This is a genomic window from Cellulosimicrobium sp. 4261, from assembly GCF_040546915.1.
Lineage (GTDB): Bacteria > Actinomycetota > Actinomycetes > Actinomycetales > Cellulomonadaceae > Cellulosimicrobium > Cellulosimicrobium cinnabarinum.
In genome coordinates this window covers 269,643-288,795 of record NZ_JBEPOQ010000004.1, presented here as the reverse complement: position 1 = coordinate 288,795, position 19,153 = coordinate 269,643, and the positions used below count along the sequence as shown (strand labels likewise).

14 protein-coding genes are annotated in these 19,153 nt (G+C 75.0%); 12 read left to right on the top strand and 2 right to left on the bottom strand.

Annotated features, from left to right (window positions below):
• Positions 1-67 precede the first annotated feature (67 nt).
• The 11 genes from ABIE39_RS07605 to ABIE39_RS07555 all read left to right on the top strand — a co-directional run bounded on the left by ABIE39_RS07605 (position 68) and on the right by ABIE39_RS07555 (position 14,876).
• Positions 68-1,099 (top strand): LacI family DNA-binding transcriptional regulator, encoded by a 1,032-nt coding sequence (locus ABIE39_RS07605; protein ID WP_167405665.1) that lies wholly within the window; start codon positions 68-70, stop codon positions 1,097-1,099.
• The gene (locus ABIE39_RS07600) at positions 1,096-2,055 is read left to right on the top strand and encodes a carbohydrate ABC transporter permease (protein ID WP_206158315.1); all 960 of its coding nucleotides are present in this window, start codon (positions 1,096-1,098) and stop codon (positions 2,053-2,055) included. The genes ABIE39_RS07605 and ABIE39_RS07600 overlap by 4 nt, the downstream gene beginning before the upstream one ends.
• Positions 2,056-2,058: 3 nt before the next feature.
• The gene (locus ABIE39_RS07595) at positions 2,059-2,886 is read left to right on the top strand and encodes a carbohydrate ABC transporter permease (protein ID WP_021481799.1); all 828 of its coding nucleotides are present in this window, start codon (positions 2,059-2,061) and stop codon (positions 2,884-2,886) included.
• A 68-nt stretch (positions 2,887-2,954) separates the two neighbouring features.
• The gene (locus ABIE39_RS07590) at positions 2,955-4,244 is read left to right on the top strand and encodes an extracellular solute-binding protein (protein WP_175009685.1); all 1,290 of its coding nucleotides are present in this window, start codon (positions 2,955-2,957) and stop codon (positions 4,242-4,244) included.
• Between the two features lie 159 nt (positions 4,245-4,403).
• Positions 4,404-5,609: an ADP-ribosylglycohydrolase family protein gene (locus ABIE39_RS07585; protein ID WP_354051155.1), complete on the top strand. Its 1,206-nt coding sequence runs from the start codon at positions 4,404-4,406 to the stop codon at positions 5,607-5,609.
• Complete coding sequence (locus ABIE39_RS07580; RefSeq protein WP_175009683.1) at positions 5,606-7,102, top strand: ADP-ribosylglycohydrolase family protein; 1,497 nt, start codon at positions 5,606-5,608, stop codon at positions 7,100-7,102. Before ABIE39_RS07585 ends, ABIE39_RS07580 begins: the two co-directional genes overlap by 4 nt.
• Complete coding sequence (locus ABIE39_RS07575; protein WP_354051153.1) at positions 7,099-8,079, top strand: PfkB family carbohydrate kinase; 981 nt, start codon at positions 7,099-7,101, stop codon at positions 8,077-8,079. The genes ABIE39_RS07580 and ABIE39_RS07575 overlap by 4 nt, the downstream gene beginning before the upstream one ends.
• A gap of 52 nt (positions 8,080-8,131) precedes the next feature.
• Positions 8,132-10,135 carry an SUMF1/EgtB/PvdO family nonheme iron enzyme gene (locus tag ABIE39_RS07570; RefSeq protein ID WP_354051151.1) on the top strand — a complete coding sequence of 668 codons (2,004 nt, stop codon included), beginning with the start codon at positions 8,132-8,134 and terminating at the stop codon, positions 10,133-10,135.
• Positions 10,132-11,352, top strand: a complete 1,221-nt coding sequence (locus ABIE39_RS07565; RefSeq protein ID WP_175009680.1) for a CoA transferase — start codon at positions 10,132-10,134, stop codon at positions 11,350-11,352. The genes ABIE39_RS07570 and ABIE39_RS07565 overlap by 4 nt, the downstream gene beginning before the upstream one ends.
• Positions 11,349-12,212, top strand: coding sequence for an HpcH/HpaI aldolase/citrate lyase family protein (locus ABIE39_RS07560; RefSeq protein WP_209828941.1), 864 nt, complete (start codon positions 11,349-11,351; stop codon positions 12,210-12,212). The genes ABIE39_RS07565 and ABIE39_RS07560 overlap by 4 nt, the downstream gene beginning before the upstream one ends.
• Before the next feature lie 171 nt (positions 12,213-12,383).
• Entirely contained in the window at positions 12,384-14,876 is a 2,493-nt protein-coding gene (locus tag ABIE39_RS07555; protein WP_354051148.1) for an alpha/beta hydrolase-fold protein, read from the top strand.
• A gap of 110 nt (positions 14,877-14,986) precedes the next feature.
• Here the strand turns inward: ABIE39_RS07555 and ABIE39_RS07550 are convergent, their stop codons facing one another.
• Together ABIE39_RS07550 and ABIE39_RS07545 are read right to left on the bottom strand one after the other, a co-directional pair.
• The gene (locus ABIE39_RS07550) at positions 14,987-15,637 is read right to left on the bottom strand and encodes a chitinase (protein WP_354051146.1); all 651 of its coding nucleotides are present in this window, start codon (positions 15,635-15,637) and stop codon (positions 14,987-14,989) included.
• A 231-nt stretch (positions 15,638-15,868) separates the two neighbouring features.
• Positions 15,869-17,488: an asparaginase gene (locus tag ABIE39_RS07545; protein ID WP_354051145.1), complete on the bottom strand. Its 1,620-nt coding sequence runs from the start codon at positions 17,486-17,488 to the stop codon at positions 15,869-15,871.
• A gap of 184 nt (positions 17,489-17,672) precedes the next feature.
• Here ABIE39_RS07545 and ABIE39_RS07540 point away from each other — a divergent pair, with 184 nt between their 5' ends.
• A complete protein-coding gene (locus ABIE39_RS07540; RefSeq protein WP_354051143.1) occupies positions 17,673-19,112 on the top strand; it encodes a pyridoxal phosphate-dependent decarboxylase family protein in 1,440 nt (479 codons plus the stop codon).
• Positions 19,113-19,153: the final 41 nt, after the last annotated feature.

The window sequence follows — 19,153 nt, the reverse complement described above, 5'->3', positions numbered from 1 at the left end:
ACTGTCGAGGTCGTCAGCCTGGAAACGTTTCCAGAACGACGGTCCTTCGACGACGAGGTGGACGACAGTGACGTCATCACGCGCCACGCTGATCCAGGTGGCACAACGGGCCGGGGTCTCCCTGGCCTCGACCTCCCGTGCGCTGCACGGGACGGGCGCGAGCCCTGCGATGGTCGAGCGCGTGCGCGCCGCGGCCACCGAGCTGGGCTACAGCCCGGACGCCATCGGGCGCTCGCTGCGCCTCAAGAAGACGTTCCAGGTGGCGTTCGCCGTCGCGGACATCGGCAACCCCGTCTACGTCGAGATGATGACGGCGATCCACGAGGTCCTCGCCCCGCACGGCTACCGCGTCGTCGTCATGACGACGGGGGACACCACGCGGTCCACCGTCGAGCTCGTGCGCAGCCTGTCGAGCGGCTTCGTCGACGCCATGATCCTCAGCCCGCTGCGCACCGACGACGAGCTCGTCGAGGAGATCCGCGAGGCGCCCGTGCCCGTCGTCGTCATCGGCCGCACCCTGGCCGACCGCGGCATCGACTCCGTGTCCACGGACTCCGCGGGCGGGATCGGCGAGGCGGTGCGGCACCTGCTCGGCCTCGGCCGCCGCCGGATCGCGTTCCTCAACGGGCCCCTCGACACGACCCCCGGTGAGGCGCGCCAGCGCGGCTTCGACGCCGCGACGCGCGCCGCCGACTTCGACGCCGAGCGGGTCGAGGTCGCGCCCGCCCTGGACTTCACCGTCGCCGCGGGCCTCGCGACGACGCGCGCGCTGCTCGACGCCACGGACGGCGACGCCCGGCCGGACGCGATCGTCGCGGCCAACGACCTCCTCGCCATCGGCGCCATCCGGGCCGTGCGCGAGCGCGGCCTGTCGGTCCCCGAGGACGTCGCGGTGACCGGCATGGACGACACGGAGATCGGCCGCGTGTTCCAGCCCAGCCTGACGAGCGTCTCGCTCGGCTCGACGGAGCGTGGGCGCGTCGCCGCGCAGCTCGTCGTGGACCTCGTCGACGGCGACGCGGAGCCCGGCCGGCACACCGCCGTCGGGCCGCGGCTCGTCGTGCGCGAGTCGACCGCACCCGGGGGTGGTTCCCGGTGAGCGCACCGACCCTCGCGGGCGACCCCCGCCGCGCGGCCCTCCGCCCCGACCGCGGCCCGGTGCGCCGGACCGGTGGCATGGCCCGCGCCAAGCGGCGCGAGGCGATCGCGCTCGTCATGCCGTCGCTCCTGCCGATCCTCGTGCTCAGCGTCGCGCCGCTCGTCATGGGCGTCGCGCTCGCGTTCACCGACGCGCGGCTCGTGCGCCAGCCGGACTACCAGTTCGTGGGCGTCGACAACTTCGTGCGCCTCGCGGACAACTCGTTCTTCTGGGACTCGTTCCGGATCGGCATGATCTGGGCCGTCTCGGTGACGCTGCTCCAGCTCGTCGCGGCCATGGGCCTCGCGCTCCTGCTCAACTCGGGGCTCCGGCTCCAGGGGCTGACGCGGGTCCTCGCACTCATCCCGTGGGCCATGCCGCCGGTCGTCGTGGCGATCATGTGGCAGATGATCTACTCGCCCAACGCGGGCCCGCTCAACGCGTTCCTCGGCGCGCTGGGCCTGCCGGACGACATCAACTGGCTCGCGGACTTCTCGACCGCGCTGCCCGCGGTGATCGTCGTCGGGGTGTGGGTCGGCATGCCGCAGACCACCGTGACGCTGCTCGCCGGGCTCCAGCAGATCCCGGACGAGCTCCACGAGGCCGCGGCCATGGACGGCGCGGGCGCGTGGCGCCGCTTCACCGCGGTGACGCTCCCGAGCCTGCGCCCGATCATCACCTCGATCACGTCGCTGAACTTCATCTGGAACTTCAACTCGTTCTCGCTGGTCTACGTGCTCACCGAGGGCGGCCCGGGCGGCCGGACCATGCTCCCGATGCTCTTCACGTACCTCGAGGCGTTCAAGAACCGGAACATCGGCTACGCCGCCGCGATGGGCGTCGTGCTCGTCGTCGTGGTCGTCCTCCTGCTCGCGATCTACCTGCGGTCGCAGTTCCGCTCCGAGAAGGAGAGCTGACCCGTGCGCGCACTCGTCCGCCCCGCCCAGTACGCGGCCCTGGGGTTCTACATCCTGTTCCTCGGCTTCCCGCTGCTCTGGCTGATCTCGGCCTCGCTCAAGTCCTCGGGCGAGCTCAACTCGCTCACCGTGAGCCTGATCCCGCAGGACTGGCACTGGGAGAACTACTCCCAGGCGCTGGCCCGCCAGGGCCTCGTCCGCTCGGCGTGGAACAGCGCGATCGTCGCGGTCGTCTCGACGCTGCTCGTCATCGTCATCGCGCTGCCGGCGTCGTACGTGCTCGCCCGGCTGCGGGGCAAGATCCGCGCGGCGGGCGTCGGCTGGATCCTCGTGAGCCAGGTGTTCCCGGTGATCCTCATCATCCTGCCGCTGTTCCTCATCCTGCGGACCATCGGGCTCACGGACTCGCTCGTCGGCCTGACGCTCGTCCACACCACGTACACGCTGCCGTTCGCGCTGTGGATGATGCAGGGCTACGTCAGCGCCATCCCGGTGGACCTCGAGGAGGCGGGCTCCATGGACGGCGCGAGCCGGCTCACGGTCCTGCGCACCATCGTCTTCCCGCTGCTCATGCCCGGCATCGTCGCGACCGCGATGTTCAGCTTCGTCTCCTCGTGGAACGAGTTCTTCTTCGCGCTCGTGCTGCTCCAGTCGCCCGAGAACTACACGCTGCCCATCACGCTGAAGATGTTCATCGGCGGCGAGGGCAAGGTGGCGCTCGGCCCCCTCGCCGCGGGCTCCGTGCTCGCGGCCATCCCCAGCATCGTCTTCTTCTCGATCATGCAGAAGAAGCTCACCGGCGGCCTGCTCTCCGGCGCGGTGAAGGGCTGACCGTGACCCCTTCGACCGGTCTCGCCCCCAGGCTCTCTCGACCCCACCCCCACCCGAAAGGTAGAACCATGAAGACTCGTGGTGCGTCCATCGCCGCATGCCTCACGATCACGACCCTGCTCGTCGCGTCCTGCTCCAGCGGGGGCGGCAGCGGGGACGACGGCACCGACGGCGGCACGGTGACGCTGAAGTTCCAGTCGCTGTCCGACCAGCCCGCCGCGATCGAGGCGACCGAGAAGATCGTCGCCGACTGGAACGACGCGAACCCCGACGTCCAGGTCGAGATCGTGCCCGCCGGCTGGGACGGCATCTACGACAAGCTCATCACCCAGTTCAACGGCGGCGCCGCGCCGGACATCATCCACTACGAGGCCGCGAGCATCGTGCCGTTCGCGGTCGACGGGTACCTCGCGGACCTCTCGGAGTACATGTCCGACGAGCGCCGCGAGGACATCCCCGAGGGCATCCTCGACGCGGTGACGGTCGACGACCAGGTCATCGCGTACCCGACCGAGCTGCAGTCGTACATGGTCTTCGCCAACAAGACGATGCTCGACGCGGCCGGCGTCGAGATCCCCACGGGCGAGACGATGACGTGGGACGAGCTGCGCCAGATCGCGCAGGCCACGACGAAGGACGGCGCGTACGGGCTCGGGTGGGGGCTCGCGAGCCCGACGGCCGCGTTCATGGCGATGGCCCCCGGCTTCGGCGGCGAGTACTTCGAGGGCACCGGCGCGGACGCGAGCATCACCGTCGGCGAGGGCGAGATGGCCCTGCCGGAGCTCGTCGACACGATGGCGCACACCGACAACACGGTGCTGCCGGTGACCCTCACGCAGTCCGGGTCGGAGACGCTCGCGTCGTTCTACGCGGGCGACGTCGCGATGACGATCCAGGGCTCGTTCCAGGCCGCGAACATCGCGAACGACGCGCCCGAGGGCTTCGACTGGGTCGTGCTGCCTCCGCTCGAGGGCCCCGACGGCGCCGAGCAGGCCGCGAACCCGCAGACGCTCTCGGTCAACATCGACTCCGAGCACGTCGAGGAGTCCGCGGAGTTCATCGAGTTCTTCACGCAGACGGAGAACCTCGCCGCGCTCAACGAGGCGGACGCGCTCATCCCCGCGACGACGTCGGCCCAGGAGGCCATGGCGGAGTCGCTCGGCGACGAGAACGGCTGGTCGACGATCCTCTCCTCCGGCCAGTACCTCACCTCGGCGCCCTACCTGTTCGTCGACGCGTACGCGCAGTGGAAGGACACCGTCGCGACGCCCGCGTACCAGAAGTTCCTCGCCCAGGAGATCGACGCCGACCAGCTCGCGACCGAGCTCGAGTCGGGCTGGGCCGAGATCACCAAGTAGCACTCTCGGTCGCTCGCCGCGGCTCCGCGACACCGGGTCGCGGCGAGCACCGAGCAGCAGCGGCCGGGCGGCCGCGCACGCGACCGCCCGGCCGGGAACCGCGACCCGCACGGGTCGCACCGGCGCGACGCGCCGAGACGGATCGACAGGGAGTGGATCGTGACCTGGCTGGACGACCGAGCGGTGGCAGTGATCACCGGAGCGGCGGTGGGGGACGCGCTGGGAGGCGCCACGGAGGGCTGGACGCCCGAGCAGATCGAGGAGCGCCACGGCGGCCGCGTGACGGGGATCGTGGAGCCCTGGTACCCGAACTGGCAGGACGCGCGTCCGATCGCGCCCTACCACAAGGGCGACGGGCACATCACCGACGACACCCTCATGACGCGCGCGCTCGTGGAGGTGTACGCGAAGCGCCGCGAGCACCTCGACGCGTACGCGATGGCCGAGGACCTCGTGCCCCTCATGATCGGCGAGCCGCGCTGGATCCCCGAGCTCGAGTCCACGGCCCTCCTGCTCCAGCGCGTGTTCCTCGCGGAGAAGTGGATCGTCGCGCGCCTGCACTACGGGCACGTCGACCCGCGCGAGGCCGGCGTCGGGAACGTCGTCAACTGCGGTGCCGCGATGTACGTCGCGCCCGTCGGCCTCGCGAACGCGGGCGACCCGCGCGGCGCGTACGCCGAGGCGATCGACCTCACCGGGGCGCACCAGTCGAGCTACGGCCGCGAGGCCGCGGGCGTGTTCGCGGCCATGGTCGCCGCGTCCGTCGCGCCGGGGGCCACGGTCGACGACGTCGTGCACGCCGCGCTCGACGTCGCGCACGACGGCACGGCCGCCGCGCTCCAGGCCGTCGTCGAGGCGTTCGACGGCTGGACGACGGCGCCCACCACGGACGAGGAGGAGCGCGCCCTCGCGCGGCTGGTCCGCGACACGGTCGCGCCGTTCGACTCCGTCGGCCCCGCGTACCGGCAGATGTCGATGGACGCGCGACGCCCGTCGCGCACCAAGTCCATCGAGGAGCTGCCCGCGGCGCTCGGCTTCGTGCTCGGGCACCGCGGCGACTTCCGTGGCGCGGTCCTCGGCGCCGTGAACTACGGGCGCGACGCCGACTCGATCGCCGTGATGGCCGGTGCGGTGTGCGCGGGCCTCGGCGGGACCGCCGTCGTGCCGGACGAGTGGCTCGACGCGATCGAGGAGGCGAGCCGCATGGACGTCCGGGAGACCGGGCGGCTCATGGCGTCCGCCGCGCAGGACATCCTGCGGGCCGACCGCGAGCGCGCGACCGCCCGCCTGCGCGCGCTCGCCGAGCTCGGCAGCGCGCCCGTCGACGGCGCGGCCCTCGCCGCGCAGGCGGGTGAGCGGGCGTGAGGCTGACCTGGGCCCAGCCCGAGGACCTGCTCGCGCACGAGCTCGTCCAGGCCGCGGCGGAGGGCAAGGACCCCGCGGCGCTCGCGGACGTGCGCGAGCGCTGGACCGCTGCGGGCGGCGACCCCGTCCCCGCGGTGAGCGGGGCCGGCCCGGTCCCCGCGACCCCGGAGCTGCGCGCGCTCGCACGCGACCTGCTCGTGGAGCTCGACGCGCTGCCCGCGGCGCCCGCGCCGCACGAGCCCGACGACTGGGACGCGATCCTCGCCACGCTCCCGGCGGCGCCCGGCCTGCCCACCCGCCCGGGCGCCGTCGGGTCCTCCGGCGGCATCGCGGCCGGTGCGTCGACCGGGACCGCCGCCGCCGACGCCGCGTACGCGGACCGCGTGCTCGGCGCGTGGACCGGGCGCGCGGCGGGCTGCCTGCTCGGCAAGCCCGTGGAGAAGATCCCGCGCGCCGGGATCGAGGAGATCCTGCGCGCCACGGGCCGGTGGCCCCTCGACCGCTGGTTCACCGCCGTCGGGCTGCCCGACGACGTCGCCGCGCGCTGGCCGTGGAACCGGCGCAGCGCCCCGACGTCGCTCGAGGAGAACATCGACGGGATGCCCGAGGACGACGACCTCAACTACCCGATCCTCGCGCTCGCCCTGCTGGAGCGGCACGGGCGCGGCTTCACGACGGACGACGTCGCGCAGCTCTGGCTCGACGCGCTGCCCGCGGGCCGGGTGTTCACGGCCGAGCGCGCCGCGTACCGCAACATCCTCGACGCGCGGCCGGTGCCGGAGACGGCGACGCACCACAACCCGTTCCGGGAGTGGATCGGCGCGCTCATCCGCACGGACGTGCTCGGCTGGGTCTCGCCCGGCGACGTGCGCGAGGCCGCGCGCCTCGCGTGGACGGACGCGCGCCTGAGCCACACGCGCAACGGCGTGTACGGGGCGATGTGGGCGGCCGCGCTCGCGTCGGCGGCGATGGTCTGCGAGACGGTGGACGAGGTGCTCGACGCCGCGGACGCCGTCGTGCCGCCGGGCAGCCGTCTGGCCGCCGCGATCCGGCTCGGCCGCGACGCGGGCCGCGACGGCGACGCGTCCGAGGCGGGCGTGCGCGCCGGGCTCGACACGATCCACGCCGCGTACGGCGACCTGCACTGGGTGCACGTGCTCGACAACGCCGCGGTGATCGCCTACGCGCTCACCGCGGGGCGCGGCGCGGACGGCCGCGGCGACTTCGGCGCGAGCGTCGCGATCGCCGTCACCGCGGGCTGGGACACCGACTCCGCGGGGGCGACGGTCGGCGGCGTGGTGGGTGCGCTGCAGGGCGTCGACGGCATCGGTCAGCGGTGGACACGTCCGCTCGACGGCCACATCGCGACCTCGCTGCCCGGCGGCGAGCAGAGGATCGTGGACCTCGCGGCGCGGACGGTCGCGCTCGCGACGGTCCCGGTCGTGGTGGCCGGGGGAGCCGTGCAGGGTCCCACGGAGGAGGCACAGGCATGAGCAGGACGGCGGACGGGGAGCAGGGCGCCACGGTCCCGGGCGGGTCGGGACGGGTCGTGGTCGTCGGGTCGGCGAACGTCGACCTCGTCGTCGACGTGCCGCGCCACCCCGGCGGCGGCGAGACCATCCTCGGCGGCGAGCTGCGGCGCAACCCCGGCGGCAAGGGCGCGAACCAGGCGGTCGGCGCGGCGCGTGCGGGCGGTGCCGGCACGACGTTCGTCGGCGCGCTCGGGCACGACGACGCGGCCGACCTGCTGCTCGCGTCGCTCGACCGCGGCGGGGTGCGGACCGACCTCGTCGAGCGCGTGGACGCCGCGACGGGCACCGCGCTCATCACCGTCTCGCCCGACGGCGAGAACGCGATCGTCGTCGCGCCCGGCGCGAACTCGCACGTGACCGTCGGCGCGGCACAGGCGGAGCGGATCGCCGCGGCGGACGTCGTGCTCGCGCAGCTCGAGATCCCGCTCGACGTCGTGCGCGCCGCCGCCGCGGCACGCCGCCCCGGCGCGCTGCTGGTCCTCAACGCGGCGCCGTCGCGCGACCTGCCCGACGACGTCTGGGCCGCGCTCGACGTGCTCGTCGTCAACGAGCACGAGGCGGCGGACCTGGCGGGCGCCGCCGGCGACGCCGACCCGAGCGCGCTCGCGGGGCTGCTGCTGGAGCGCGTGCCGGCCGTCGTCGTGACGCTCGGCGGAGAGGGCAGCCTCGTGGCGGAGCGCCGCCCGGCCGGGCCCCTGCTCACGACCGTCCCCGCGATCGCCGTCGAGGCGGTCGACACGACCGGCGCGGGCGACACGTTCTGCGGCGTCCTCGCCGCGGCGCTCGCGCGCGGCGCGGGACTGCCCGACGCCGCGCGGCTGGCCGCCGCCGCGGGTGCGCTCGCGGTGACCCGCCCCGGGGCGCAGGACGCCGTGCCCGACGCGGCGGACGTCGTCGCGCTCGCCGAGCGCGCCGAGAACCCCGCCCGACCGACCTGAGCCCGTCCGCAGCACGTCCGACCGCGGGCCCGGCCCGCCGAGGAAAGGCACCATGACCTACACGTTCGACCCGCTCGTCCCGCGTCCGATCGACCTGCCGACCGAGGTCGCCCTCGACGGGCCGCTCACGCCCGAGCAGTCCCTCGCGCTCGACGAGGCGAAGATCTTCGTCGGCCCGGCCGACCCCGCCGACCGCCCCGCCTGGCGCGAGCGTCTCGCCGCCTGGCGCGACGACGCGCGCCGCCGCCACGGGTACACGGGCGCCGCGTACGACCGCCCGGACGCCGCGTGGGCCGCGGGGTGCTCGACGGTCGCGCAGGTCTGGCTGTGGGACGAGCTGCTGTACTCGTTCGAGGAGCACCGGTTCACGCCGGAGCGGTTCCTCGCCGACGCGCGCGAACGGTTCGGCGGCCTCGACGCCGTCGTGCTGTGGCACGCGTACCCCGTCATCGGGATCGACGACCGCAACCAGTGGGACTTCTACCGCGACGTCCCGGGGATCGTCGACCTCGTGCGGACGTTCCACGACGCGGGCCTGCACGTGTTCGTCGACTACAACCCGTGGGACGTCGGCACGCGTCGCGGCGACGACGACCTCACCGAGCTCGCGGCCGTCGTGCGCGACCTCGGCGCCGACGGCGTCTTCCTCGACACGCTGAAGAAGGCCGAGCCGGAGCTCGTGGCGCGGCTCGAGGCCGCGCGCCCGGGGATCGTCCTGGAGGGCGAGTCCAAGCTCCCGGTCGAGCGCATCGAGGACCACTCGTCGTCGTGGGCGCAGTTCTTCGCCGACTCGCCCGTGCCCGGCGTGCTGCGCGCGCACTGGTACGAGCGTCGGCACATGCAGCACCACGTGCGCCGCTGGCACCGCGACCACTCCGAGGAGCTCCAGTCCGCGTGGCTCAACGGCGTGGGCGTCATGGTGTGGGAGGTCGTGTTCGGGGTGTGGGTCGGCTGGTCGGCGCGCGACGCGGCGACGGTGAAGCGCCTGGTCACGGTCCAGCGCGCCGCGCGTCCGCTCCTGCTGGACGGCGAGTGGACGCCGCTCACGGAGCTCGCCCCCGAGGCGGAGGAGGCCGGTGTCTACGCGTCGCGCTGGGAGCTCGACGGCGTGACCCTGTGGACGGTCGTCAACCGCGGCGAGACGGACCACGACGGCCCGCTGCTCCCGGACGGCACGCCCGGGCGCGTGCCCGGCCGCGGCATCGCCGCGGTGCTGCACGTGGCCGACGGCGCCCCCGAGCCCGCGTGGCTGCCGCACCTGCGCGACGTCGTGGCCGCGCTCGACGAGAGAGCGCCGCACGACCCCGACGCGCGGTTCCCGCACCGCCTCGCGCGGCGTCTCGCTCCCGCGGCCGAGACCGTCGCGGCACCCGCGGCGACGGGCGTGCCCGGGGCGGGCGCCGTCGTCGTCCCCGCGGGGCCGTACGTGCTGACCGTCCGGTACCGCGCGCGCGAGACCGGGATGTACCAGGGCGCGCCGTACGTGGACGAGTGGAAGCCGCTCCCGCCGCGCCTGCACGACGCGCGGACCCTCCAGCGCGACGGCGAGCTCGCCGCCCCGGTGGCGGTGGGCCGCGACGTGACGAACGCGGAGTTCGCGGAGTTCCTCGCCGCCACGGGGTACGCGCCCGCCGTCGCGCACCGCTTCCTCGCGCACTGGGTCGACGGGCGTCCCGCGCCCGGCACGGAGGACGAGCCCGTGACCTTCGTCGACCTCGACGACGCGCACGCGTACTGCGCGTGGCGCGGCGGACGCCTGCCCACCGAGGACGAGTGGCAGCTCGCGGCCGAGCAGCCCGGCTGGTCGCGCGGCGAGCCCGCGGTGTGGAGCTGGACGGGCTCCGAGCACTCCGACGGCCGGACCCGGTTCGTCATGCTCAAGGGCGGCAGCGACCACCGCGCCGAGGGCTCCGACTGGTACGTCGAGGGCGGGCGCCACGCGGCGGACTACGCGGTCAAGCTCCTCGTCCCGGGCCTGGGGCTCGCGCGCGGCGCGACCGTCGGATTCCGCTGCGCGTGGGACCTCGCCGACGACGCGACGGAGGTGACGGCATGACGGACGCGCCGCGCGTCTCGCGCGACCCCGCCGCCGGCGCGCTCGCGGGCCTGCGCGTCGTCGACGCGTCGACGCTGTTCGCCGGGCCCATGGCGGCGATGCACCTCGGCGACCTGGGCGCCGACGTCGTCAAGGTCGAGCACCCCACGAAGCCCGACCCGTCGCGGACGCACGGCGCCGCGAAGGACGGCGTGAACCTGTGGTGGAAGACGCTCGGGCGCAACAAGCGCACCGTCACCGCGAACCTCGGGAGCGACGGCGGCCGTGAGGTGTTCCTCGCGCTCGTCGCCGACGCGGACGTCGTCATCGAGAACTTCCGGCCCGGCACGCTCGAGCGCTGGGGCCTCGGCTACGACGAGCTGTCCGCGCGCAACCCGCGGCTCGTGCTCGCGCGCGTGAGCGGGTTCGGGCAGGTCGGGCCGTACCGCACCCGCCCCGGGTTCGGCACGCTCGCCGAGGCGATGAGCGGGTTCGCCGCGATGACCGGCGAGCCCGACGGCCCGCCGACCCTCCCGCCGTTCGGGCTCGCCGACGGCGTCGCGTCGCTCGCGACCGCGTTCGCCGTCATGGTCGCGCTGTCGACGCGCGAGCGCACCGGGCACGGGCAGGTCGTCGACACGGCGATCATCGAGCCCATCCTCGCGATGCTCGGGCCGCAGATCACGCGCTGGGACCAGCTCCGCACCGTGCAGCCGCGCACCGGCAACCGGTCCGCGAACAACGCGCCGCGGAACACCTACCGCACGCGCGACGGGCAGTGGGTCGCCGTGTCGACGTCGGCGCAGTCCATCGCCGAGCGCGTCATGCGCCTCGTCGGGCGCCCCGAGATCGTCGACGAGCCGTGGTTCGCGAGCGGCGTCGAGCGCGCGCAGCACGCCGACCTGCTCGACGAGGCCGTCGGCGGCTGGATCGCGCAGCGCACGCGCGACGAGGTCGTCGCCGCGTTCGAGGAGGCGCAGGCCGCCGTCGCGCCGATCTACGACGCCCACGACATCGTCGACGACCCGCAGTTCCGCGCGCTCGGCACGATCCACGAGATCGAGGACCCCGAGCTCGGGCCGATGCTCATGCAGGGCCCGCTGTTCCGGATGTCCGAGAACGACGGCGTCATCCGCTTCACCGGCCGCGCGCACGGCGCCGACACCGACGCGGTGCTCGGCGAGCTCGGGTTCTCGCCCGAGCGCGTCGCGGAGCTCCGGGCCGAGGGGGCGGTGTGACGGGGCGGGGCGACCGGCCGGGCGCCGCGCCGCCGCTGACGCTGCTGTACGTCCCCGCGGACCGGCCCGACCGGGTCGCGAAGGCGCTCGGGTCCGCGGCCGACGTCGTGCTCGTGGACCTCGAGGACGCCGTCGCCCCGGCGCGCAAGGACGAGGCGCGGGCGCACGCCGTCGCGCTGCTCGACGACGCGGCGGCCGCGCGCGGGGCCCAGGTGCGGATCAACCACCCCGCGACGCCGTGGCACGCCGACGACGTCGCAGCCCTCGCGGGCCTGCCGCTCGCCGTCGGGGCGCGCGCGCCCAAGGTCGAGTCCGCCGACGAGGTGCGCGCGCTCGCCGCGGCGCTGCCCGGGCGCGCGCTGCACCTGCTGGTCGAGTCGGCGCTCGGCGTCGAGCGCGCGTTCGAGCTCGCGGCGGCGTCGCCGCAGGTCGCGTCGCTCGGGCTCGGCGAGGCCGACCTCCGCTCCGACCTGCGGGTCGACGACGAGGCCGGGCTCGCGTGGGCGCGCGGCCGGGTCGTCGTCGCGGCCCGGGCGGCGGGGCTGCCGTCGCCCGCGATGTCCGCGTTCACGCACGTGCGCGACCTCGAGGGGCTCGCGGCGTCGTGCCGCGCCGGGCGGTCGCTCGGGTTCTGCGGGCGCACCGCGATCCACCCCGCGCAGCTCGACACGATCCGCGACGCGTTCCTCCCGACCCCGGACGAGGTGGACCGGGCGCGCGAGGTCGTCGAGCGCGTCGGCGACGCGGCGGCGTCGGGCACGGGCGTCGTGGCGCTCGCGGACGGCACGTTCCTCGACGTCGCGATGGTCGAGCGCGCGCGCACCGTGCTGGCGCTGGCGGACCGCCGCCCGCCCGGCTAACGCGGCCGAGGCGCGCGCCGCGCCGCGCCCGGCTAGCGAGAACGACCCTCCTCCCGGTCGAGCACGACGTTGCTGTCGTCATCGGCCCGGCCACGACAGCAACGTCGTGCTCGGCGGGACGAGGGAAGGGGGAGGGGGGCAGTCATCACCGGATCTCGACGAGGAGACACCATGGACGCAGCACGACGGCCGCACCGGCGGCCCGGGACGACGGCGGCGCTCGCCGCGCTGGCGGTGAGCGCGACGATCGGCGGGTCGGCGCTCGCGCTGCCCGCGACCGCCGCGGAGCAGGGCACGGTCGAGACGGGGCGGGTCGCGGACTCCGCGGCCGGGCCGATCGACTACACGGTCTACCTGCCGCCCGGCTACGACGACGCCGCGCAGGAGTACCCGACGCTCTACCTGCTGCACGGCCGCGGTGACACGCAGGCCGCGTGGCAGCAGGTCACGGGCGACCTCGACGAGCTCATCGGGGCGGGGGAGATCCAGCCGATGGTCGTCGTCATGCCCGACGCGCCGTGGAACGACCGCGGCTCCTGGTACACGGACTCGCTGTACACCGGGGACGCGACGGGAACCGGCGCCGGCACCGCCGTCGAGACGGCGTTCACGCGCGACCTCGTCGCGCACGTCGACGCGACCTACCGCACGGTCGAGGACCGCGAGGCGCGCGCCGTCGGCGGCTACTCCATGGGCGGCGCGGGTGCGCTGCGGTTCACGCTCGCCCACCAGGACACGTTCTCCGCGGGCATCGTGCTGAGCCCCGCCGTGTACGTGCCGCAGCCGCCCGCGGACTCGTCGGCCCGCGACCACGGCGGCTACGGCGTCGGGACCGCGCCGTTCGACGCCGACCGGTACACCGCGCTGTCCTACCCGGCGGCGCTCGCGGCGCTCGACCCGGCGCTCCCGGTGCACCTGTTCGTCGCCGTCGGCGACGACGAGTGGGCCAACCCCGATCCCGCCGAGGCCACGCACGACATCGACTTCGAGTCCGCGCGCCTCTACAACCAGGCGCGCCGCGCCCCGGGCGTGACGGCCGAGCTGCGCGTGCTCGACGGCGGCCACGACTGGGACGTCTGGCGGCCCGCGTTCCGCGAGGGGGTCGTCGACGTCTCGGCGCGCCTGCGCACCACGCCCGCCGTGCCGTGGGACGCCGAGCTCCTCGGCTCCGCGGGCGACGACCGCGCGGGCGGGGTCGCGGCCCTGCCCGACGGGGGCACCGCCGTCGCACTGAACCTCGCCGGCGCGTGGGACGGGTACGAGCCCGCGGGCGGGCTCGACACGGTCGTCGTGCGACGCGACGCCGACGGCGCCGAGGTCTGGCGGCACGCGGTCGCGACGGCCGCGGACGACCGCGCGTACGGCGTCGTGCCGGGCGCGGACGGCGGCGTGCTCGTCGCCGGGTACACGAAGGGGGACCTCGACGGCGTCCACGCGGGCACGACGCGCGACGACGGGTTCGTCGCGGCCGTCACCGCCGACGGCGAGCGCGCGTGGACGCTGCAGACCGGCGACCCCGGCGCGGCCGACCGCTTCTACGCCGTCGCACCCGACGGCTCGGGCGGCGCCTACGTCGCCGGGTACACGAGCGGCGCCGTCGGCGACGCGCCGAGCGCCGGGGACAAGGACGCGCTGGTCGGGCGGGTCTCCGCGGCGGGCGAGCTGCTGTGGCTGCGCCAGGTGGGCGGCCCCGGCGAGGACAAGGCGCTCGCGGTCGCGGCCTCGCCCGACGGCGCGGTGTACGTGGGCGGGGTCTCGGGCGGCGGGATGCCCGGGGCCGAGCGCGCGGGCGCGAACGACGGCTGGGTCGCGCGCTACGCCGCGGACGGCGAGCGGGAGTGGCTGCGCGCCGTCGCGACGAGCGAGAACGACCAGGTCAACGGTCTCGTGGCGCGCTCGGACGGGTCGGTCGTCGCGGTCGGGCACACGCGCGGGGCGCTCGGCGAGGACGGCAACCTCGGGGACAACGACGTCGTCGTGCGCGCCCTCGACGTCGCGGGCGAGGTCCTGTGGACGACGCAGGTCGGGACGTCGACCGACGACCGCGGCGTGACGGGCGTGCTCGGCGCCGACGACGCGGTGCTCGTCGTCGGCACGACGTACGGCGCGCTCGGTACGGCGGTCGGCGGGGTCGACGTCGTGACGTTCCCCGTCGCGGCCGACGGCACCCCGGGCGAGGCGACGCAGACCGGGTCGCGCGAGCGCGACGGCGCGGACGAGTGGGACGACGCGAACCTGTTCGCGGCCCCCGAACCCGCCGCGGACGGTCGCGACGGCGCCGCGCTGCTCACCGGGCTCACGTACGGCGCCCCCGCGGGCACGACGAACGCGGGCGCCGCCGACGTGTTCGTCGCCCGGACGCCGTGGGAGGCCGTCGTGCCCGACGCCGGGGCCGCGGGCCCCGCGCTCGACGTCACCGCCGAGGCACGGTGCCTCGCGGGCAAGGCCTACGTCGCGGTGCGCGCGACGAGCACCGGGGACGCGCCCGTCGACGTCGAGCTCGCGACGCCGTACGGCACGCACGTCGTCCCGGACGTCGCGCCTGGCGCGTCGGCCTACCGGTCGTTCGCCGTCCGCGCCACGACCGTCCCCGCAGGCGAGGCGACCGCGACCGCGGACGGCCGCACCGCCGTCGTCCCGTACGCCGCGCTCACCTGCCCCTGACCGCTGCGGTCGACCGAGCACGACCCTGCACGCGGCCGAACACGACGTCGCTGTCGTCATCAGCCTGATGACGACAGCGACGTCGTGTTCGGCGCGGGGCTCGCTGGCGGTCAGCAGGTGAGGTGGTCGCCCGTCGTGGTGCCGACGATCTCCACGTAGTGGCGGAAGAGGCGGACGCGGTTGTTCATCTGGCGGGGGTTGCCGCCCTCGCACTCGAGCGGGCCGTTGATGGAGCGGATGGTCTCGGCGAAGCCGTGCTCGCCGACGATCGCGTCGTGGCACGTCATCGAGGCCGTGCCGGGCTGGGTGTTCCAGTACCAGAGCGCGGTCTGCCACGCGACGGTCGGGTCCTGCTCGACGAGCCACGGGTCGGCGAGGAGGTCGATCCCCAGCGCCTCCCCGGCCGCCCGGTAGTTGAAGTTCCAGCTCAGCTGGAGCGGGCCGCGGCCGTAGTAGGCGTCCTGCCCGGCGGGGCACCCGTACGGTTGCGCCGGGTCGCAGTAGTGCGGGTAGTTCGCGGTGCTGACCTCGACGACGTGCTCCAGCCCGTGCGTCTCGTGGCTCACCTGCGCGAGGAACGCCGCGGCCTCGCGCCGGGCCACGCGATCGCCGCCCGACGTCGCGAACGCGGGGTACGCGACCGTCGCCGCGACGAGCCCGGCGTACGTGTAGAACGGGTTCCGCTCCGGGAACATCGCGTCGAACTGCTGCTCGGTCACCACGAACGTCGTCGGTGCGGTGGTGGTCGTCGGGTCGGTCACGGGATCCCCCTCGTCGGCGGCGGCCGCGACGCCGCGGCCGCGCCCACCCTACGGGATTCGTGAGGAGGCCTGCGTAACCGTGGGGAGGTGCACCGGACAGAGCCACCGGCCCCCGGCCGAGACGCCCACCGTGACGCCCACGACGCCACCGAGCACGGGGACGGCGACCGGACCGGTGCGGATCCGGTCGCCGTCCTCGTGCTCGGCGGGGTGGGGTTGGGCGTCAGGAGGTCAGCGGCATGCCGTCTCCGGGTAGGCGGCGGTCGCCTCCGTCTGCACGGCCCGCCCGTCGACGTCCTTCGTCGCGACGAGCGTGATCTCGCCCGCGTCGAGCGTCTTCGCCTTCACCGCGAGCGTCTTCTCGGCCGACTCCCCGGCGGGGACCGCCGAGAACGTGTGCTCGCCCGCGGGGGTCTGCACGTGGACGTCGATCGGGACCGTGTCCTCGTTCGTCACGGACGCCGTCAGCCAGAGCTGCTTGCCCGCGGCCTTGCACGACGGCGTCGCGGTGCCGGAGAAGCGGACCGTCGTCGAGCCCGGCTCGGCGCCGACCGTGGCCGCCGTCGCGGACTGGTCGAACGACGCGTTGCCGAACGTCGTGAACCAGCCCTGGGCGGTCGCGAAGTCGTCGGTGAAGGCGCGCGACAGGAGCAGCAGGAGCCGCGCCTTGACGGCCGTCAGGTCGCCGCCGGCGATGATGCCGTTGCCGCCCCCGTACGACGACCCCGACCCGGTGCGCGTCGTCGAGACGAACCAGACGCCCTTGTCGCGGACCGCGGCGGTGCGGGCCTGGCCCATGGCGGACGAGATGCCGCCGGCGCCCGTCCCCGCGGTGACGATGCCCTGCACGCCCGCGTTCGCGAACGCCGTCACGGCCTCGCCGCCGGCCTGCTGGTAGGACATGAGGATCTCGACCCGGGGGAGCTTCTTCGGGTCGACCTTCGCGAGGTCGAACGGCGTGAACCACTCCTCGGTGTCGCACGCGAGGACACGCGCCGGGGCGCGACCGAGCGTCACGTTGTCGCCGTCGATCCAGCCGAGCACGCCGTACTCGCGCGTCTGGAACGTGTCGGTGCGGTACGAGTTCGACTTCGTGACCTCGCGGGCCGCCTGGATCTCGTCGTTGAGCATGAGCACCGTGCCGAAGCAGAACGTCTGCTGGGACGCGGCGACCTTGATCGCGTTGTAGAGGTTCGCAGGCGCGTCCGTGCCGAACACGAGGCTCGAGTCCGGCCCGGCGCCCGACCCCCACGGGCGCATCGAGCCGGACGTGACGACGGGCTTGCGCGACCGCACGGTGAGGTCGAGCCAGTACGCGAACTCCTCCTGCGTGTCGGTGCCCGTCGTCACGACGACGGCGTCGGCGGTCTTCAGCTGCTTCTCCACCTCGAGCGTGAGCGCGTGGAACTGCTCCATCGAGTAGCCGGACGAGCCGGCGTTGCCGAACTGGACGGCGGTGACGTCGGCGACCGCGTCGAGCTCGGGCCGCAGCGTGTTCAGCATGTCCTCCATGCGGTACGTGCCGGCGCGATAGCTCGTGAACGTGTCGCGGCCGGTCGCCTTGCCGGCCATCGTGCCGCCGGTCGCGACGACGACGACCTTCGGCTTCTCCGCCGCGGCGGTCGCCGTCGCGGTCGCGTACTGCGCGGACGTGATGCCGAGCGGGTTGGCCGGTGCGGTCCCGGCCGCGAGCACCGGTGCCGCGGCACCCTCGGCGCGCGCGGCGGCGGCCGACGCCCGGGAGTCGGCGACGGTGTACGCGACCGTCGCGGCGAGGGCGGCGCACGCGAGCACGAGCGCGACGACGGCCGCGACGGCGCGGCCGGACAGGGTCAGGGTGAACGTTCTCAACAGGGGGCCTTCCGTCGGGGGAACATCTGGCCCGCCCGACGCTAGGGACTCTGTGTTGCCTGGGGATTGCCTGGGCGTAAGAAGTACGGACGTGCCGGATCCCGGCGGAGCGGTTGACCGACCGCCGCCGCGGGTCCAGCCTGGCGGGAGGGCCGGCGTCGGTCCGGCCCGGTCAGGAGCGGTCATGGACGATCGCGACGCCGCCCTCCTGCGGGCGCACGAGCACGCCGCCGCGTGGCTCGACTCCCTCGCGACGCGCCCGGTCCCGCCCCGAGCGGGCGTCGCGGACGTCGTCGCCGCGCTCGGCACCGACCTGCCCGACGGCCCGAGCCCGGCCGCCGACGTCGTCGACCTGCTCGCCACGGCGTGCGGACCGGGCCTCACCGCGATGCCGTCGGGCCGCTTCTACGGCATGGTCATCGGCGGCAGCCACCCGGCGGCGCTCGCGGCCGACTGGCTCACGAGCGCGTGGGACCAGAACTCCGCGCTGCGCACCGTGACCCCGGCCCACACGGCCGTCGAGGACGTGACGAGCGCGTGGCTGCTCGAGCTGCTCGGCCTGCCCGCGTCGGGTGCGGTCGGGTTCGTCACCGGCGCCACGACCGCGAACTTCACGGCGCTCGCCGCCGCGCGCGGCGAGGTGCTGCGCCGTGCGGGGTGGGACGTGCGGCGCGACGGCCTCACGGGTGCGCCGCGCGTGCGCGTGCTCGTCGGGGCGGAGCGGCACGAGTCGGTCGACCTCGCGCTGTCCTACCTCGGGCTCGGGGCGCCCGAGGTCGTCGCCGCGGACGACCAGGGCCGCGTCTCGGTGGCCGCGCTCGAGGAGGCGCTGGCCGACCCCGCCTCCACCTCGCGAGACCGGGGCTCTACCTCGCGAGACCGGGGCTCTACCTCGCGGGACGGGGGTTCTACCTCGCCGCCCACGATCGTCGTGCTGCAGGCGGGCAACGTGCACTCCGGGGCGTTCGACCCGTTCGGCCCGGCGGTCGAGGCCGCGCACCGGCACGGCGCGTGGGTGCACGTCGACGGCGCGTTCGGGCTCTTCGCCGCCGCGTCGCCGTCGTACCGCCACCTCGTCGCGGGGTACGAGGGCGCGGACTCGTGGGCGACCGACGCGCACAAGACGCTCAACGTCCCGTACGACTGCGGCCTCGCGATCGTCGCGGACCCGGTGCCGCTGCGCGCCGCGATGGGCATGCACGGCGACTACCTCATCCAGAGCGCGGCGGGCGACCCCCTGGACAAGGTGCCCGAGCTCTCGCGGCGCGGTCGCGCGTTTCCCGTCTGGGCCGTGCTGCGGGCGCTCGGCCGCTCGGGCGTAGCGGACCTCGTGGACGGGTTCTGCCGCCACGCGGCGACGTTCGCCGACGCGGTGCGGGCGCTCGACGGCGAGGTCCTGCACGACGTCGTCTTCACCCAGGTGTGCGCGGCGTTCGGTGACGACGCGCGCACGCAGGACGTCGTGCGGCGCGTGCTCGACGACGGGACGGCGTGGATGTCCGGCTCGCGCTGGCACGACCGCGCCGTGCTGCGCGTCTCCGTGAGCTCCTGGGCGACGACGGACGCCGACGTCGCGGTGAGCGTCGACGCGCTCGGCCGGGCGGTCGCCGCGGCCCGCGCCTGACGACCGGCCCCGGGCGTCGGTCCGACGCCCGGGGCCGGTGG

What these genes read in the sequence shown, in the direction of transcription:
- ABIE39_RS07590 (WP_175009685.1), top strand. Translation starts at nt 2,955, where the DNA reads ATGAAGACTCGTGGTGCGTCCATCGCCGCATGCCTCACGATCACGACC.
- ABIE39_RS07575 (WP_354051153.1), top strand. Translation starts at nt 7,099, where the DNA reads ATGAGCAGGACGGCGGACGGGGAGCAGGGCGCCACGGTCCCGGGCGGG.
- ABIE39_RS07570 (WP_354051151.1), top strand. Translation starts at nt 8,132, where the DNA reads ATGACCTACACGTTCGACCCGCTCGTCCCGCGTCCGATCGACCTGCCG.
- ABIE39_RS07565 (WP_175009680.1), top strand. Translation starts at nt 10,132, where the DNA reads ATGACGGACGCGCCGCGCGTCTCGCGCGACCCCGCCGCCGGCGCGCTC.
- ABIE39_RS07555 (WP_354051148.1), top strand. Translation starts at nt 12,384, where the DNA reads ATGGACGCAGCACGACGGCCGCACCGGCGGCCCGGGACGACGGCGGCG.
- ABIE39_RS07540 (WP_354051143.1), top strand. Translation starts at nt 17,673, where the DNA reads ATGGACGATCGCGACGCCGCCCTCCTGCGGGCGCACGAGCACGCCGCC.